This is a genomic window from Campylobacter devanensis, from assembly GCF_002139915.1.
GTDB classification, from domain to species: Bacteria; Campylobacterota; Campylobacteria; order Campylobacterales; family Campylobacteraceae; genus Campylobacter; species Campylobacter devanensis.
Genome location: NZ_CP018788.1, coordinates 968114 through 987374, shown reverse-complemented (window position 1 = coordinate 987374; position 19261 = coordinate 968114). Strand labels below are relative to the sequence as shown.

The window sequence follows — 19261 nt, the reverse complement described above, 5'->3', positions numbered from 1 at the left end:
ATTATTTCTCCTTATACTTTAAATATTCTAAATTGTTAATATTTATTTTTACATCTATTTTTTGATTTTCTAATAATACAAATTCTAATTGTTTTTTATCCTTTAAGATGTAGTATTTATTAAACCTATATTTTATCTTATCGCTCGGTTTTATATAGAAATATCCATCATTTTGACACTCTATATATAGTAATATATACTGCCATAAAGGCAAGTCAATTTCTATAAAAGATTTTTTATTTTTATTGTTAGTTATTGTTTGTGAAGTTGTATTTAAAGAGTTAATTTTATATTGTGCTTTATTAGCAATATCAAATAAAGTATTATCACATATAATTAAATTATTATCTATTAAATCTATCTTGTTTTTAGAAAAAATAGATAAAAAATCAACTTTTTTGCCAGTTTTATAAGTGCGAACATTATAAATTTCTTTATTATTTGGAACATTACAAGCGTATCCACCTAATATATTTACTTTATCACCATTATATTGCATTCTGACTTTAGATATTTCTAATTTATCATTTTTATTAATTATATTTTTTAATATATATCCGCAATTTAGTGCAATATCTCCATTATTATTTAGCAAAATATCATCATCTATATTAAAATTTTGAGTATAAGTAAATTCCCTATTTGAAATAATTGTATCTTGTATTACGAGCGTAGCATTATCTATATTGCTAAACACAGATCTTTTTCTTATTACTCCATCATAGGGAGTATCCTCCAATGTAAAATATGCGTTATTTTCGTAAGTTTTATACTCTTTTAAAAATGTTTCACTATCCCATTTAAATTTTGGATGATTCTCAATAAATACTACATTATGGGCTAATGGAGATCTAACAAAATTTCTAAAAGCATCATCTGAATATCCACTAAAACCGCCATCCACAATCAAAGGTTTGCCATCAAAATATGTTATACTCATGTGATCATTATGGCCATGTATAATTCTAGCTGGACCAAATCTAGTTGATAAATGCCTAGGAGAAGAATTATTCACTACCCCCCCCCAATTAGATCTCATAAATATATAACCAGCTTTAAAAACAGCCCCACCATTAACAGATGGATAAAAAAGCTCATTTATTAAACTACTATTTTGCTCAATTAAAGCTTTTTGTTCTTTTGTAAAAACATCAAAACTAGGTTTTTCATATATCGTATCACCTAAATTACAATAATACCCGTTTGGAAGTATCGCCCATAGTAAAAAATTATTGGCTAAATTTAATTTATTCTCAAATATTTTATAATTTTCATTTATAAATTTGAATATTTTCATTACATGCCAAAATCTATATATATTATAATGATGATATGATATAGCTTGTTCTTGGCAGACCCCTTCTTCATCAAATGTTTGATTAAAATTTGAATATATTCTTTGTATAGCGAGCTCTTTTATAGCAGATAAATTAAAAAAATATGCCGCTTTTAAAAGTGCTATACTTTGATCTAATCCATGATTCCAATCGCCATCATAATTTTGTTTTAAAAAATCAATATGCTCTTGTATTGTTTTTAGTATTAGGCTATCTTGTCTAAATATATATACTAGCAATAAAAACTCTAATCTTAATGCTACAGTATGACCACTGTATACTTGTTCGTGTTTTATTTTGCTATTTTTATCCCAATTTATCCACATTTTCACATGCTCAACAACCAAATCTATGCTCTCATCGCTTCTGATCTTTTCATATAAATTTGATGATAAAGACCTGCCTAATGTATGAAAATGCCAAGCAGCTGAGTCTGGTAATGTATTTGTTTGCTCCCAATCTCTCTCATTTATTATTTTTAGATCATCTAGATTTCGCCTTTTATCACCTTTTAGGATATTATTTTTTAATTTATCTAAATTATCTTTAAGGCTACTTTTTTTTAAATTGCTAAAAATTTCTGGATAAAAAATTCTTAATATATTATGATTCATATATAGCCTTTCTTATTTGATTAAACACTTTTTGATATCCATATCTTTGTATTATCAATTTTCTATTATTATTTCTTATCTCATCTATATTATCAGCATTTAAATATGATTTTATCTTTTCGACCGCTTCAGTATCATCATTTACAATCCAAGAGCCATCATATAATACACTGGCCTCATCCCAGTTCCATACCACAGGCAAACATCCAGAAGCAACACCATCGGCCAAGGCATAATGAAAACTTTCAAAATCACTAGGAGAGAGTATAAAATCTATCTTTTGATACCATCTACTCATATCATTGCCAAATCCATCAAAAATAACAGCATTTTTCAGGGCTTCATTATCATTTATTCTTTGGTATTGTTGATTGTAGTATTCAAGCTCTTTTATGCGTCCTGGTGCGTGCATCCACTCATACTGCTCTGGTCTATGACCTTTTATATATAATTTTGCATCAGGATATATGGTTAATAAATTTTGAATTAAATCAACTGCCCTATCCAATCTTTTACTTTGTGGCGTAATGCCAACCATACCTAAATTTATACCAAGTTTTTTATTGTTATTTATAAAAAAATCATCGTTTAGCTCATAATTTGGTATAACGCTAGTTTTTGATTTTTCTAAGTTGAACATTTTTATATATTCATCTCTTACTCTAGCACTTACAAAAATAAAATTTGTAATATTGCTACTATTTATTCTAAATCCGAATTTTCTAGCTTTTTCTCTAATTTCTTGTGCATGTACTCTTACATAAATTTTTTTATTATTGCTATTATTATTTGAATACCATACAGCATTTGCTAATCCCCATTCACAAAATATAGTGTCACTAACTTGCAAATGATATTTACTTCTCATCTCATTTTTACACTCACCCCATTCCCATACATCTTTATTTATTCTATATCCACTTGCCTTCATATAGGAATAAAAATGATCAATAAATTTAAAATCATGCCCAGCCATACATAGCAGTCTTTTATCTTTACTATCTATTAAAAATTGTTTAAAAGAGTCTTTTCTATAGTCAAAAGAGTATTTTTTAATAATAGAATCATAGATATTTTTATCTATATCAAAATTATCCATTTGTAATATATTAACCAATTCATAAATATCATGTATAAAATATCTATAATCCTTGCCGAATAACTCTATATTTATATCATTTGGGTAACATATTATAGGCTTATATAGAGCTACTGCTTCTAAAATTTTTGTAGATAGCTCAAGTGTATGCTCTTCAAAATACTTAGGTCTAAAACCATATAAAATATCAGCCTTGCTAAGTATTTCTAGCGTTTTTTCTTGATTGGCTTTATCAATATACTCAACAAAAGGCTCAGATAAAAGCTTATTTATATTTTGAATAAAATTTTTATCATTTACAATATCGCTTTTAGCAGAAATTTTACTAGATACTATAACAAGTTTTAGCTTATAACCAAGAGATATTAGCTCTTTGCATTCTTTTATCAATTCCAAAATTCCCCAATCTGGCTGAATTTTACCTCCATAAGCTATAGTAATCACATCATTTTTAACAGTTTGATAATTTTTTGTTTTAGGAATCACTGGAGCAAAATTTATAGAATTTAATTTATATCCTAAGATTTTTTCAACTTCATTTTGAATATTAGGCGTTTGAAATAGCCAAATCTTAGCTTGTTTGGCTATTAAATCAAGTTTATTTTCTATATCATCTTTATATTCTAGACCTTTGTTCGTGATGGTATAAAAATCTGTTAAATAAGGCACCAACCTATATTTAAAAACATTATTTGAACATATTGCTACATTAAGCTCCAAGCCTCTAGTAACCAATAATTGAATATTAGGCACAAATGAATCAATTGCCACTAAAGCTTTTATAGCATTTTCTATGTTAAATTCACTTTCGCCAAAATCTTTTGGTTCTAAAACTATACTTTGATTATCATTTTTTATAAAATTTGAAGTAATCAGATTGCTTTGTATATTTTGCTTTGATAGTAATATCACATCACAAGCACTGATTGCCAAATTATATATATTACTAAGCCAAATAGATGAGCCATCAACTACATTTAAACTAATGTCGCCATAGATAAGTATTACTGGTTTGTCTTTATTACCAAAATTTTGTAATTTTTCAAAAGCAACATTGTCGTAATCTAGTTTTATGGATGGTATATTGTCTTTTTTTGATAATTCTAATTTTATATGTTTTGATCTTTTTTTAAATAATTTATTATTAAATGGTTTTTTTAATAATCTAGAAATTTTTATTAGAGTACTATTATTTAACTTATTATATTTAAATTCCCAACTACTAGCCAATCTTTTATATTTTAATCTAGCACCTTTATAATCTTCTAACTCTTTTTGCAATCTTGTAGCCAATCTTTTATATTTTAATCTAGCACCTTTATAATCTTCTAACTCTTTTTCTAGTCTTAAAATTTCTCTTTGCAACTGATCAATTTTAGTTGCATCATCAATATTCACAACATCTCTATTATCTATATTCATACTATTTTCCTTACAAATTCACAAAATCTACAATTTTGTTTGATTTAAGTCCTATAAATTCATTATGTTTTACAAGGGCTACTATAACATCACAATCTTTTAATGCTATATCTAATGAAGTTAGATGAATGTTATCTTTGTTTAATTGTTTTGGTAGAGATTTTATATTTGGCTCAACTGCGTAAATTTGAGAATTTGGAATTTGTGATAACTCCTCTGTTATCAAAACAGCTGGGCTCTCTCTTAAATCATCAATATTTGGTTTAAATGCAAGACCAAGGCAGGCTATTTTTGGATTTTTTATATCTTTTATTTTTTCTTTTATTTTAGATATTACATATTTAGGTTTAGAATCATTTACCAATCTAGCCGTCTTTATAAGTTTAGAGTATTCAGGCACACTGCTACATATAAACCAAGGATCTACTGCTATACAATGGCCTCCTACTCCACATCCAGGTGTCAAAATATTTACTCTAGGGTGTTTATTAGCAAGTTTTATAAGCTCCCATACATCAATATTAAGCTTATCGCAAATTAGTGATAACTCATTAGCAAAAGCTATATTTACATCTCTAAAACTGTTTTCAACTAACTTGCTCATCTCTGCTGTTTTAGCATCTGTTTGTAATACTTCACCCTTGACAAAGCTCTTATAAAATAGAGCTGTTTTTTCTGTAGCTTCTTTGGTTATACCGCCTACTATTCTATCGTTATAAACTAGCTCTTTCATTATATGTCCTGGCAAAACTCTCTCTGGACAATGAGCTATAAAAACTTTATCTATATTGATTTTATTATCTTTTAATATATTAGCTATCATATCTGTTGTCCCAACAGGTGATGTTGATTCTAATATTATTATGTTTCCATCTTTTATATAAGGAAGTATGGATTGTGTGGCGGCTGTTACATAGTCTAAATTTGGAGTAGGAATATCATCATTATTGTGATGAAATGGAGTTGGAACTGCTATTATAAATACATCTGCCTCACAAGGCTTGGTATCAGCTTTTAATTTGCCAGATTTTACAGCATCATATACAAATTTATCCAACTGGGGCTCTACTATATGTATTTTACCTTCATTTATAGTATTAACTGCGTTTTGATTGATATCAACACCATGAACTACATAACCATTATTTGCTAAAAGTGCAGCAGTAGGTAGTCCTATATAGCCTAAGCCTATTACGCAAATATTTTTTACTTTTTCCATATTAATCTCCTTATTTTATATATTATTAGGTTTATAAGTTTTGCTGCAAATAGGCAGCTATTTTTTCAGATGCTGTTCCATCACCATAAGGATTTATAGCGTTTGACATTGTTTTGTATTCACTTTCATTGTCTAGCAATATTTGAGCTTGTTGAGTTATCTTTGTAATATCTGTGCCAACTAGCCTTATGGTGCCAGCTATCAAAGCACTAGGCCTTTCCGTGGTATCTCTCATTACTAATACTGGTTTACCTAGACTTGGAGCCTCTTCTTGTACGCCACCGCTATCTGTAATAATGAAGTGCGACAAATGCATCATATATACAAAACTTTCATATTTTAATGGACTTACTAAATGGATATTTTGAATTTCGCTTAATATGTTATTTACAGGTGTTTGAACATTTGGATTTAGATGCACCGGATATAAAATATCTACATCAGGATTATTTAAAGCAATTTGTTTTAAACCATTGCAAATATTTATAAATCCATCACCGAAATTTTCTCTTCTATGACCTGTTACAAGAATAAGTTTTCTATTTTGATTATAAATAAAGCCCTCATTTTTGAGTGATTTTAAAATAGAATCTTTAATTTTTTCATTATGCAAAATTTTATCTAATATAAATAATAAAGCATCTATTACAGTATTCCCAGTAACCAAAATATTGCTAGTAGGCTTATTTTCTCTAATTAAATTTTCCATAGCAATTCTTGTAGGCGCAAAATGATAATTAGCTAAAACTCCTATTATCTGCCTATTTGCCTCTTCTGGATATGGAGAGTAGAGATTGTTTGTTCTAAGCCCAGCTTCAATATGGGCTACTTTTATTTTATTATAAAATGCCGCCAAACTAGTAACTGCTGCAGTGGTAGTATCACCATGAACCAGTACAATATCTGGAGCAAAATCCAATAAAACATCATTTATGCCAGATAAAACATTTTTCGTAATATCAACTAAATTTTGATCCCTTTTCATTATGTCAAGATCATAATCAGGAGTTATATCGAATAATTCTAAAACCTGATCAAGCATTTGTCTATGTTGGGCTGTTACACATACTTTTGTTTGAAACTCAGGAATAGTGCTAAGCTTTTTAACAAGTGGTGCCATCTTTATAGCTTCAGGGCGAGTTCCAAATACAACCAATATTTTTTTCATTGATTCTACCTTAAAAAATATTTAAAATAATTATATAGATGTGGAAAATAGAAATTTAACAAATGTCTCTACCCCCCCCCTGCATATATATATTTAAATTAAAAATTATAGCAATTATATTATTAAAATATTTTTAAATATATACAAAACAATGTCAAACGCTATAAATCCTTATGGTGATGGAACAGCATCTGAAAAAATAGCTGCCTATTTGCAGCAAAACTTATAAACCTAATAATATATAAAATAAGGAGATTAATATGGAAAAAGTAAAAAATATTTGCGTAATAGGCTTAGGCTATATAGGACTACCTACTGCTGCACTTTTAGCAAATAATGGTTATGTAGTTCATGGTGTTGATATCAATCAAAACGCAGTTAATACTATAAATGAAGGTAAAATACATATAGTAGAGCCCCAGTTGGATAAATTTGTATATGATGCTGTAAAATCTGGCAAATTAAAAGCTGATACCAAGCCTTGTGAGGCAGATGTATTTATAATAGCAGTTCCAACTCCATTTCATCACAATAATGATGATATTCCTACTCCAAATTTAGACTATGTAACAGCCGCCACACAATCCATACTTCCTTATATAAAAGATGGAAACATAATAATATTAGAATCAACATCACCTGTTGGGACAACAGATATGATAGCTAATATATTAAAAGATAATAAAATCAATATAGATAAAGTTTTTATAGCTCATTGTCCAGAGAGAGTTTTGCCAGGACATATAATGAAAGAGCTAGTTTATAACGATAGAATAGTAGGCGGTATAACCAAAGAAGCTACAGAAAAAACAGCTCTATTTTATAAGAGCTTTGTCAAGGGTGAAGTATTACAAACAGATGCTAAAACAGCAGAGATGAGCAAGTTAGTTGAAAACAGTTTTAGAGATGTAAATATAGCTTTTGCTAATGAGTTATCACTAATTTGCGATAAGCTTAATATTGATGTATGGGAGCTTATAAAACTTGCTAATAAACACCCTAGAGTAAATATTTTGACACCTGGATGTGGAGTAGGAGGCCATTGTATAGCAGTAGATCCTTGGTTTATATGTAGCAGTGTGCCTGAATACTCTAAACTTATAAAGACGGCTAGATTGGTAAATGATTCTAAACCTAAATATGTAATATCTAAAATAAAAGAAAAAATAAAAGATATAAAAAATCCAAAAATAGCCTGCCTTGGTCTTGCATTTAAACCAAATATTGATGATTTAAGAGAGAGCCCAGCTGTTTTGATAACAGAGGAGTTATCACAAATTCCAAATTCTCAAATTTACGCAGTTGAGCCAAATATAAAATCTCTACCAAAACAATTAAACAAAGATAACATTCATCTAACTTCATTAGATATAGCATTAAAAGATTGTGATGTTATAGTAGCCCTTGTAAAACATAATGAATTTATAGGACTTAAATCAAACAAAATTGTAGATTTTGTGAATTTGTAAGGAAAATAGTATGAATATAGATAATAGAGATGTTGTGAATATTGATATGGGGGGGGGTATCCAATACATGATGTATTTACCAAATAAAGATACCGACTACATACAAAAAAAGATTTATGAAGAGCTTAAACCATATGAATTGATAATGCTTAAAGATATTATAAGTAGATGTAAATCTAATGATATAATACTAGATATTGGTTCAAATATTGGCAATCATACTCTATTTTTTGTTGCAAATAATCTTTTTGTTTATTCATTTGAAGCAAATTCTATATTATTTGACATAATGATAAATAGCATTAAACTTAACAAATTTGAAAATATTATAAAATGTTATAATATTGCAGTTTCGGACTCAGTTTCTAAGGCTAAATTTGTAACATTTGATGAAGCAAATCTCGGCGGTCAATCATTAGAAATTTCAAATGACGGCGATATACCTACTATTCCTTTAGATAATGTAGATTTCCATGGAAAAGTAGCAGTAATAAAAATAGATGTTGAGGGGATGGAGTGTAATGTTCTAAATGGCGCTAAAAACCTAATCGCCAAAGATAGACCATTGCTCTATGTCGAAGTAATCAATATGGATTCTTTTAAAAATATATCTTATATATTAAATGATTTAAATTATGTATATTGGGATACTTTTAATGCTACGCCTACTCATCTATTTTTACCTAAAGAAACTATTTGTGAAAAAGATATTTTAACTAATAGTTTAAATCATCAGATATTTGAGTCTTATAGAATCAAACAATCATTAAATTACAGTAAAAGACATCAAAATGATATTAATAAAGTGATAGATTTATCTACTAAAAGCATAAAATTATTAGAAGACAAAATCGAAACCCTAGAAAAAGAAAAAGAATATTTTTTAAGTATTCAAGATGAGAAAAATCAAGAATTATTAAAGATTAAGTATGAAAAATCTAAATTAGAAGACAAAATCGAAACTTTAGAAAATGACTTTGACAAAATGAAAACAAATTTCATTGGCATGAAGTCTAGATATCAAAAAGAATTACAAGATAAAAATAGCGTATTAACCAAAAATAAAACTCTCAATAATAGCATTGAAAAGTTAAAAACAAATTTCGAAGGCATGGAAGCTAGAAATAAAAAGCTATTAGAAACTATATCCAAAAAAGATGATGAAATTTATAGAATCAAAAATATGTTATCATTTAGGCTAGGGCATGCCCTTATCCAATCTACTAAATCATTTCAAGGCTTTATAAAGCTCCCATTTAATATCTATAATGAATATAGAAAATATAAATCATACATAAAATCTACAAGTAAAAATATAAATTACATTACACAAAATAAAATAGATCTTAAAACCAAAAAAAATATAGATCACATAGATGATATAAAAAAGATTAAAATAGCTGCCATTATGGATGAATTCACCTATAATTCATTCAAATATGAGTGCGATTTATTACAACTGACATTAAATAACTGGAAAAATGAGATATCGAATTTTAATCCAGATATGGTGTTTATAGAATCTGCTTGGAAAGGCAAAGATGATTCTTGGGCGACTAAAATAAGCAACTGCTCAAAAGAGCTTATAGAGCTTATCCAATGTTGTAATGATAATAAAATAAAAACCATCTTTTGGAATAAAGAAGACCCAGTACATTTTAATACATTTTTAAATGTAGCAAAAATAGTAGATTATGTTTTTACTACCGATATTGATTGTATTGGAATATACAAATACCATCTCAAACACAACAATGTCTATCTCTTGCCATTTGCTGCTCAACCAGATATTCATAATCCTATTGAAAAATATAAAAGAAAAGATGCTTTTAATTTTGCCGGTTCATATTATCTACGATATCCGCAACGACAGATAGATTTTAACACGCTAATAAACTCTGTTAAAGATTTTAAAGATATAGAAATTTATGATAGAAATTTTGACAATCCGCATCCGCACTATACATTTCCATCTCAATTTAAGCCTATGATTTTAGGTAAATTATCTCCAACCGAGATTGATAAAGCCTATAAAGGTTATAAATTTGGCATAAATATGAATACTATTAAACAATCTCAAACTATGTTTGCTAGACGAGTATTTGAGCTTTTGGCATCAAATACTATTGTTGTTAGTAATTTCTCTAGGGGTGTTAGAAATTTTTTTGGTGATTTAGTTATATCATCAGATGATAAGGGGCAGATAGTTAGCAGACTTAAGCCTATATGTGATGATGAGCTCTACTATCAAAAATTTAGATTGCTTGGCCTTAGAAAAGTAATGCAAGAACATACATATTATGATAGGCTTTCATTTATATTATCTAAAGTTTTTAATCACAACGCAAATAACCAAACTATAAATACAATTATATTATCCATTGTAAATACAAACGATGAATATAATAGAATTTTAGATATGTTTAATAGCCAAACCTACCCAAATAAAACGCTATTTATCATTAGTCCAAATAATATAAAAAATCAACAACAAAATATTCATATATTTAAAAATATAAAAGAGGCATTAAAAGCTATAAACGATCACAACTCATTTATTGGTCTATTTGACCCAAATGATTACTATGGGAAAAACTATATAAATGATATTATTCTTGCTACTAAATATAGCAAATTTGATGCTATTGGGAAATTCTGTCATTATGAATTTAACAATCAAATAAAATTAAATAACGAACAATATAGATATAACTATACTAGCAATCTATATACTACATCTGCGTTATTTAAAGTTGGTAATTTAAGCAATGATGAATTAGAAAATATCATCACAACTAACACCATAAAATTTGAAAATATGCTATCTATAGATGAGTTTAATTATTGCAAAAATGGAATTAAAGCATCTACTAACGATATACAAACCTATATCCAAGATATTCTAATAGCTGATAGTGGGATATGCTTTGATGAAAACATATCTATTATAGTTGATAAAATACCGCCTAGAATCCAAATCTATAATGATGATAATCTATTTAACATACCATCTGATAGATTATATGAATTATTAAAGCATAACTCATCTTCAAATCTAAATATTAATCTATCAAATAATAAATTAATAATAGAAAGCAACCTATCTACAAAAAAGCATAAATATATATACTTTGATAAAGCCTTTACCAAAGAAGAGCTAAATTTAGTTACAAATAGCACAATTTATCTTATCTCAACATTTACTTTAGAAAACTTATACACTGTATTTGAATTTCAAGATATAAATGGCGATAAGATATCTCACACTATTACTAAAGCTAATGAAAAACATACTATAACTATTCCTAACGAGTGTGAATATGTTAAATTTGGATTAAAACTAGTTGGAGGTGGAAAAGCTCAAATAGAAAAATTGATCTTAGATAACTTGGTTTTAAATCCATACACCTTACTACCAAAATCAAAAACCCTAATCCTATCAAAACAATACCCAAGCTATGATGAACTATATAAATATGGATTTTTACATAGCAGAGTAAGGTCTTATAAAGATTCGAATTTTTTAGTAGATATATTTAGAATAAACAATCAATTTAATGAACCATTTAGAGAGTTTCAAGGTATAGATGTAGCTAGTGGAGATTCTACTCTTTTAGAGAACACCTTAAATATGGGTTATTATGATAAGGTTTTAGTCCATATGATTGACTCTAATATGTGGAAAGTACTTGAAAAATTCATAGATAAAATAAAAGTTATAGTATGGATTCATGGTGCTGAGATACAAGTATGGCAAAGAAGAGCCTATGAGTTTGAAAGACTTAATCCTAATGAGATAGATAGACAAAAAAGACTGAGTGCTAATAGAGTAAAGTTGTGGCATAAAATAATCAATAAACCAAATAAAAATCTACATTTTGTGTTTGTTAGCGAGCATTTTAAAGATGAGAGCTTAGGGGATTTGGGTTTAAATTTACAAACAGATAGATACTCTATCATACACAATTATATAGATGAGAATATATTTTTGTATAAAGAAAAATCAGCTAATTTGCGTAAAAAAATTTAACTATAAGACCATATCATTCGCGTACTTACGCGAATGATATCTCAGTAAAAGCTGTTGAATTACTATCTAAAAAGCCATTTTTTAATGATTTGGAGTTTTGTTTTGTGGGGGATGGGGATCTATTTGATGAGACTACAGAGCCTTTGAAAAAATTTAATAATGTAAAGATAGAAAAAAGATTTTTAACTCAAGAAGAGATAAAGTCATATCATGATAATTATGGAATATTTCTAACTCCTACAAGAATGGACTCTCAAGGTGTGAGTAGAGATGAGGCTATGAGTAGTGGATTAGTAGCTATCACAACTAATGTAGCTGCTATACCTGAGTTTGTAGATAATAGCTGTGCTATTGTAGTAGAACCAGAAAATCCTAAAGCCTTAGCAGATGCTATAGAGTATCTATATCATAATCCAGACGCCTTCTTAAAACTATCAAAAGCAGGGAACAATAGAGTTAAAACTCAAAGCGGATTTAAACAAACTATATTAAAAGAATTGAGGTTAATAAGTGGGTAAAAGCAAATTGCTTATATTTGGCTCTTGTGTGAGTCGTGATGCTTTGGAATATGATAAAGATAACTCATTTGAGTTAGTAGGGCACTTTGCTAGAAGCAGTTTTGCCTCTTTAATTTCAAAACCATGTGTGGATTTAGAAGTTATAAATTCTATAGAATCGAAATTTCAAAAACAGATGGTTTTACAAGATATGGATAAGAGCTTTTATCATTATATTAAAAATAATGAATTTGATATTTTGCTTGTGGATTTGATTGAAGAGAGATTTCATCTAGTTTTAAATGAAGATGGCTCTATGCTAACCTACTCTGCAGAGTATAAAAACGCACAAAAAAATAATGTTAAGCTACTTAATAGATACCATGAAAAGAAATTTAATTTATGGTTTAGGGGTTTTTCAAGACTGATAAGTATCTTAAAAGCCTTAAACAAACTAGACAAAATATATATAAATGAAGTTTTTTGGAGTAATAATTTAAATTTAATATCACAAGATTATCTCGAGCAATCAAATGCTTTTCTATCTAAAATGTATGAAAAGATAAGAGAATATATACCAAAAAGCCAATTTATAACCTACGATAATAATCTCTTTTATTGCGATGAAAATCATAAATGGGGGGGGGGCGCCATACCATTACTGCGATGAGTTTTATCAATCAACAATAGAGCAATTAAAAAAAATTAAATAAATATAGATATTATAATTTATTGTGAGTTATAAATTATTTATAATAATAGGTTATTATAATATAAGATGATGGCATTATTATTTATAAATTGGATTTTACATGAAAATAGCTTTAATTTCAGATAAACTCACTATGGACTCTCTATTTGCCGAAGATGGTATTAGTGTGGTTAATGTCTTAATGTGTAACTATAAAAATATATTTAAGCAGTGGAAGCCAGATATTTTATTTGTAGAATCTGCTTGGCTTGGGTATGATAATCTATGGAAATACAAAATAGCTTCATATCCGGATTACCCTAAATGCAATAATAAACAATTAAAAAAAATTATAAATTTAATTAAGAAATTAGGATTTTTGGAACGCAATAATAATCAATTAAAAAAGTTAGTAGAATATGCTAAGGACTTAAAAATTCCAACTATTTTTTGGAATAAAGAAGATGGCGTACATTTCGATAGATTTATCAATAGTGCTAAATTATTTGATTATATATTTACTGTTGATGAGAATTGTATTGATAGATACAAGGCTATTGTTGGCAGCTCAACTCCGGTTAATACGCTTATGTTTGCTATTCAGCCTAAATTTCATTATTTTACAGATTTTAATATTACAAATAATAGGGCTAATTTTGTAGGTAGTTATTCTACTCATATCCATGACAATAGAAGACGATGGCAAGACATGATGTTTAAATTAACATCACAAATATTTGGATTAGATGTTTATGATAGAAATTCTGAGAGAAAATCTAATATTTACAGGTATCCCAATATAGATAATGTTAATATTTTTCCATCGGTGAGCTATAAAGAAACTGCCGATATATATAGAGATTACTTGATATCTCTCAATGTCAATACTATTGAAAATTCGCCAACTATGTTTTCAAGACGGCTAATTGAGATATTAGCATGTGGGAGAATAGCCATCACTAATGATACTCCGGCTATTCAAAAATATTTTAAAGATTATTGTTATTCATTTAAAGATGAATATGAATTGCAAGATTTATTATACAAGATTAACAAATTTGGCCTTGATAAACATACTCAAGATAAATTAAAATCTGCTGCAGAATATATAGCTAATAATTTTACTTGGAAACATAGACTTGAATATATAAAAGAGATAGTAGGAATTATTTAGTTAATTATATAATACATAGGCAAAGAAATAAAAGTTAATTTAGTCTATTTTTAGTAATTAAAAATTTTATCTAATATTGATATGTTTTTATTGTTTTAAAGTATATGTAATTATTTAATTATTGCTAAATTATAACTATAGATGTAGAAAATAATGTTAAAAATAGTCGATTAGACTATTTTTGTTTAGAGATTGTATTTGAAGTTGTAAGTCAGAAGTGGTTAGTATATAAATATTAAAATAAAATTTAATTTATTAAAATTTTAATAACTTTGTTTTAAAATAGAACTATAAATTTGCATAAAAGATCTTTACTCTTATATTGATGCTTAAAAAATAATTTATTTTAATATAGCTTTTTTCCCTCATCACTTAAAACTAAAATAGCTGCTAAACGCTTGTATCTATCATCTTGTGCTACGACTACAGTATTTATAATCGGGCTTTGTTTGATGAGATTTTCTATAGCATCTAGGCTTACTCTGCGGTCGTGAAGTTTGATTATTCTATCATATCTACCAATAATTTTAAAGCTATCTTTGTTAAATTCTGCGCAATCATTAGATATAAATCCATTATCTAAATCTTGCCATGGTGAGCGAATGATTAGACGGTTTTTATCATCGCATTTTATATCAACACTAGGAAAAGCTTTAAAATTTTCACCATCACCATAGGCTATTATACCAGTTTCACTGCTGCCATAAATTTCAGTTATAGTAGCGCTTAATTTGCTTTGTAGGCTTTTTAATATATCTAGATTGAGTTTTGACCCAGCTGTAAATATCATTTTAATTTTATTAAATTGGCTCATATTTTTTTGCTTAGATAGCGATTCTAAAAGTACTGGAGAACTAATTAAAATTAATTCATCATCAGCACTACAAAGGTCAATATTTTGAGCTAAAATCTCTGGATATGTTAAGTTTTGTGTATAGACTTTACAGCCGCTAATTAAAGCTGTAAAAACCTTAAAAGTAAGGCCAAAAAGATGCTGATGAGATACACTTGAGAGAAATGTATGAGTATTGCTGATATTAAAAAATGAGCGTAAAAACTCACCCTCTTTGACCATTTGATCAATTGATTTTTCTATATTTTTACGCTCTCCGCTACTACCTGAGGTTTGAATATAAAAGGTTGAATTTAAATTTAGTTTGATTTTAGAACTTTTTGACTCGATGTTTCTAGTTAAAATATTACTAACTACCTCATCATCAATAAATGGTCTAGAATTATTAGAATAATAATATGGCAAAAGATATGGCTTGCCACCAGATAAAATAGAGCCAAAAAATGCTACTAAAAATAGGTATCCATCATATATAAATATATCAATCTCATCGAATTTATTATATGTTGCAAATTTAGATACATCTTCTAAAAATTCATCAAAGCTTTTTATCTTATTTTGAGATATAAAAGTTGAATTTGGGTTAAAAATCTCTCTCATTACTCTACCTGTAAAATAAAATTTCTATACAAAATCTCAGCACCAAATAATATTCCAATTAAAATATAGCTAACTACACCACAATATAAAGTCCAATATATTTTATCATCTAAAAATATCAAAATAAATGATATAAGTGCGTTTAAAATAAAAAATATAATCCAAATAAAATTCTAATTACTATCATTTAAAGTCCAGCTCCATCTAAGAGTAGAATCTATATTCCAATTAGAGCATAAATTATTATTTAACGCTTTTAATAGGCTAAATGCACTTGTGTAAATTTGCAAATTTTTTGGTTGATTTTGATTAAACTCAAGTGAGCAAATTCGTCCAGCATTTTTATCTAAAAACAAGCCTAAGGCATAAGTAGTAGGATATATAAAATCATCTTTTAATGTTTTAAGCAGATTTACGCACTGCTTGCTTTCACCACTAAAAGAGATAAATGTTAAAGGCAAATGAGATTGATAGGCAGTTTTTGATTTTTGAATTTGTATTTAGCTTAGTTAGATTAATTTTGGGCAACTCTTTATCATATATTCCATCATAATAGTGTGGTGGTAGCTGGCTTTGATTGTTTTGTAGGCTTTGATTTATAATATTAGCACAGATTAAAGCTTCTAATGCACCAGCAGCACCAAGCGTATGCCCCATTAGTCCCTTTGTGCTGCTACATGATGGAGATGAATTGCTCATTATTGTCATTATTTTTAGCTTTTTATGTGGGCTTAGTGGTGGATTTTTAATATTTGATGAGATAATACTTTAGCAAAAGAGTATGCAATATATTTAAAACTTCTAGCTTATGTATGCGCTTTTGGGATATTTTTATTCTTTTTTAGCTTTGCTAGGGCGTGCGTGATGGTTGGGATTATATTGTTTGGGACATTTGTAGGTGTTGCTATAATGCTTTTAGTTGGGGTTAGTTTTAATATTTTTACCATTTTTGGATTTATTTTAGCTAGTACTATTGGGGTGGATTATGTGCTGTTTGCTAGTAATTTAAATTTGGCTTTGCGTGAGAGATATTTTGGTATTATTTTGGCTAGTTTAACTAGTATTATATCTTTTGGAATGCTTGGTTTTAGTAATACTTATGCAGTGTTTAGTTTTGGAGTTAGTACGGCTTTGTGTATGTTTTTGTTAGCATATTTTACTCTTTTGTATGCTACTTATAATAGCAAGATTAAGTAATGAAAATTTGGTATCTTAAATTTATTTTAGATAAATTTGAGCGATTTGATTTGCTAAATTTGGATAATTTTGAATTAAAAGATGGGGAAATTTTACTACTTTTTAGTGATAAATTTGATAATTATAGTTATGATGATTTGAGTCTAAGCGATAAAATAAAGCTTAGAAATAGTCCAAATTTGGCTCAAAATAGCAAATTTAAAATCTCTAGGTCTTTAAAAATTTATTTTAAAAAAAACTATAAAAATATTAAAAATATACCACTTTATACCTCATTAAGCCATAGCGATAATTGTGCTATTTTGGCTATTAGTACTGCTAGGGTAGGGGTAGATTTAGAGTTGATAAAAGATAGAAATTTTAGCGCCCATATAGATTTTTGTTTTAGTAAAGAACAAAGATTAAGGGTTGCTAACTCTAAAAATCAACTGATTGAATTTTATAAAATTTGGACATTAAAAGAGGCTAGGGTAAAGCTTTTAAATTTAGGATTTTATGCGCTTGATATGGCTAGCGATGAGAGTTTGGGAGCTTTTGTAGAGATTGTAAAATGTAGCGATAAAAGCTTTATTTATAGTGTTGCAATATTTTAAAATTTTTAAATTTATTGGTAAATTTAACAAAGAAGAGATTAAAATCTCTCCAAAATATCATAATTTGTATTTCGTTTAGCTGGAAATTCGCCAATATCTTTGATAAGCTCTATCATTTGGGCTTGACTCATTCTATAGCTAGCACCTGCTGCTTTTACAACATTTTCTTCCATCATTGTACTACCAAGATCATTTGCTCCAAATTTAAGGGCTAATTGTCCTATATATGAGCCTTGTGTAACCCAGCTACTTTGTATATTTTTAAAGTTATCTAAAAATAGTCGTGATACGGCTAGTAGGCGTAGATACCTATTTGGTGATTGCTTTTTGATGTGGGGATGCTCGGCAATGAGCTTAGTATTAGCTGATTGAAAACTCCATAAAATAAACGCTCTAAAGCCACCAGTCTCATCTTGAAGAGTACGGATTTTATCTAAATGTTCTACAATCTCTTCATCGCTCTCAACTGTACCAAACATCATTGTTGCTGTACTTTTTAGACCAATTTTATGAGCCTCTTTATGCACCTCTAGCCAGGTGCTGCTAGAGCATTTTTTAGGTGAAATGATATCACGAACTCTATCGCTTAAAATTTCAGCTCCAGCTCCTGGAATACTGTATAATCCAGCATTTTTTAATCTTAAAAGAACCTCTGGAATCGAAATTTTAGAGACTCTTGCGATATAATCTATCTCTACAGCTGAGAAACCGTGGATATCAATATTTGGATATTTTGTAGCAATGTGAGAGACTAGCTCTTCATACCATTGTATTTTTAATTTTGGATGGACGCCACCTTGAAATAAAATTTGAGTCCCACCAATTGCAATTAATTCATCTATTTTGCGATCGATTTCATCAAAGCTTAGTAGATAAGCATCCTCTTCATTAACATGTTTATAAAAGGCACAAAATTTACAATCAACCCAGCAGGTATTGGTGTAGTTAATATTTCTATCGACAATGAATGTTGTAATTTTTTCAGGGTGTAGCTGTAATTTTTTAGCACTGGCTAACTCTCCAAGCTCTCTTAAATCTCCATTTTTGATAAGGTCTAGAGCCTCATCAACACTTAATCTACTCACTTAATTTCCTTAAAATTTTTGTAGCGTATTGTATCAAAAACTGGCAAAATTCAAGCTTATTAAAATTGTAAAGAGAGCGTAATTAAAGAAAATCAAAACTTCTCTTGCTGTCTCATTAATGCTATTTACTGTATTTTATTATTTTTTTATTTGTAAATATGTATTATTGCGCTTTAAATTAAAGTGGTTAAATAATAAAAACAAGGTTGATAA

At 28.1% G+C, this 19261-nt stretch carries 15 protein-coding genes; 7 read left to right on the top strand and 8 right to left on the bottom strand.

The window, feature by feature from the left end; translation table 11 throughout:
• Position 1: 1 nt before the first annotated feature.
• From CIGN_RS04915 to wecB, 4 genes are read right to left on the bottom strand one after another with little or no spacing between them, the layout of a single operon-like run.
• Positions 2–1951, bottom strand: a complete 1950-nt coding sequence (locus CIGN_RS04915; RefSeq protein ID WP_086302548.1) for a heparinase II/III domain-containing protein — start codon at positions 1949–1951, stop codon at positions 2–4.
• A complete protein-coding gene (locus tag CIGN_RS04910; protein ID WP_086302547.1) occupies positions 1941–4472 on the bottom strand; it encodes a glycosyltransferase in 2532 nt (843 codons plus the stop codon). Before CIGN_RS04910 ends, CIGN_RS04915 begins: the two co-directional genes overlap by 11 nt.
• 10 nt (positions 4473–4482) lie before the next feature.
• Positions 4483–5691, bottom strand: coding sequence for a UDP-N-acetyl-D-mannosamine dehydrogenase (wecC, locus tag CIGN_RS04905; protein WP_086302543.1), 1209 nt, complete (start codon positions 5689–5691; stop codon positions 4483–4485).
• 31 nt (positions 5692–5722) lie between these two features.
• The gene (gene wecB / locus CIGN_RS04900; RefSeq protein ID WP_086302545.1) at positions 5723–6859 is read right to left on the bottom strand and encodes a non-hydrolyzing UDP-N-acetylglucosamine 2-epimerase; all 1137 of its coding nucleotides are present in this window, start codon (positions 6857–6859) and stop codon (positions 5723–5725) included.
• Positions 6860–7119: 260 nt separating this feature from the next.
• On the opposite strand from wecB, the gene wecC (CIGN_RS04895) reads away from it, so the two are divergent.
• The 5 genes from wecC (CIGN_RS04895) to CIGN_RS04875 all read left to right on the top strand — a co-directional run bounded on the left by wecC (CIGN_RS04895) (position 7120) and on the right by CIGN_RS04875 (position 14720).
• Positions 7120–8328 (top strand): UDP-N-acetyl-D-mannosamine dehydrogenase, encoded by a 1209-nt coding sequence (gene wecC, locus CIGN_RS04895; protein WP_086302543.1) that lies wholly within the window; start codon positions 7120–7122, stop codon positions 8326–8328.
• Positions 8329–8338: 10 nt separating this feature from the next.
• On the top strand, positions 8339–12358 hold the full coding sequence (locus CIGN_RS04890) for an FkbM family methyltransferase (protein ID WP_086302541.1): 4020 nt from the start codon (positions 8339–8341) through the stop codon (positions 12356–12358).
• A 2-nt stretch (positions 12359–12360) separates the two neighbouring features.
• A complete protein-coding gene (locus CIGN_RS04885; RefSeq protein ID WP_086302539.1) occupies positions 12361–12876 on the top strand; it encodes a glycosyltransferase family 4 protein in 516 nt (171 codons plus the stop codon).
• Positions 12869–13525: a DUF6270 domain-containing protein gene (locus CIGN_RS04880; RefSeq protein WP_086302537.1), complete on the top strand. Its 657-nt coding sequence runs from the start codon at positions 12869–12871 to the stop codon at positions 13523–13525. Before CIGN_RS04885 ends, CIGN_RS04880 begins: the two co-directional genes overlap by 8 nt.
• A gap of 175 nt (positions 13526–13700) precedes the next feature.
• On the top strand, positions 13701–14720 hold the full coding sequence (locus tag CIGN_RS04875) for a CgeB family protein (protein ID WP_236844740.1): 1020 nt from the start codon (positions 13701–13703) through the stop codon (positions 14718–14720).
• Positions 14721–15066: 346 nt separating this feature from the next.
• Here the strand turns inward: CIGN_RS04875 and CIGN_RS04870 are convergent, their stop codons facing one another.
• The 3 genes from CIGN_RS04870 to CIGN_RS04860 form a co-directional block, all read right to left on the bottom strand.
• Complete coding sequence (locus CIGN_RS04870) at positions 15067–16173, bottom strand: AMP-binding protein (RefSeq protein ID WP_086302533.1); 1107 nt, start codon at positions 16171–16173, stop codon at positions 15067–15069.
• 173 nt (positions 16174–16346) lie between these two features.
• The gene (locus tag CIGN_RS04865) at positions 16347–16634 is read right to left on the bottom strand and encodes a hypothetical protein (RefSeq protein WP_086231985.1); all 288 of its coding nucleotides are present in this window, start codon (positions 16632–16634) and stop codon (positions 16347–16349) included.
• A complete protein-coding gene (locus tag CIGN_RS04860; RefSeq protein ID WP_202819619.1) occupies positions 16609–16872 on the bottom strand; it encodes a hypothetical protein in 264 nt (87 codons plus the stop codon). The genes CIGN_RS04865 and CIGN_RS04860 overlap by 26 nt, the downstream gene beginning before the upstream one ends.
• A gap of 165 nt (positions 16873–17037) precedes the next feature.
• Here CIGN_RS04860 and CIGN_RS04855 point away from each other — a divergent pair, with 165 nt between their 5' ends.
• On the top strand, positions 17038–17370 hold the full coding sequence (locus CIGN_RS04855) for a hypothetical protein (RefSeq protein WP_086302529.1): 333 nt from the start codon (positions 17038–17040) through the stop codon (positions 17368–17370).
• Complete coding sequence (locus tag CIGN_RS04850) at positions 17370–17963, top strand: 4'-phosphopantetheinyl transferase family protein (protein WP_086302527.1); 594 nt, start codon at positions 17370–17372, stop codon at positions 17961–17963. The genes CIGN_RS04855 and CIGN_RS04850 overlap by 1 nt, the downstream gene beginning before the upstream one ends.
• A 38-nt stretch (positions 17964–18001) precedes the next feature.
• Here the strand turns inward: CIGN_RS04850 and CIGN_RS04845 are convergent, their stop codons facing one another.
• Positions 18002–19048, bottom strand: coding sequence for a dehypoxanthine futalosine cyclase (locus CIGN_RS04845; protein WP_086229111.1), 1047 nt, complete (start codon positions 19046–19048; stop codon positions 18002–18004).
• Positions 19049–19261: the final 213 nt, after the last annotated feature.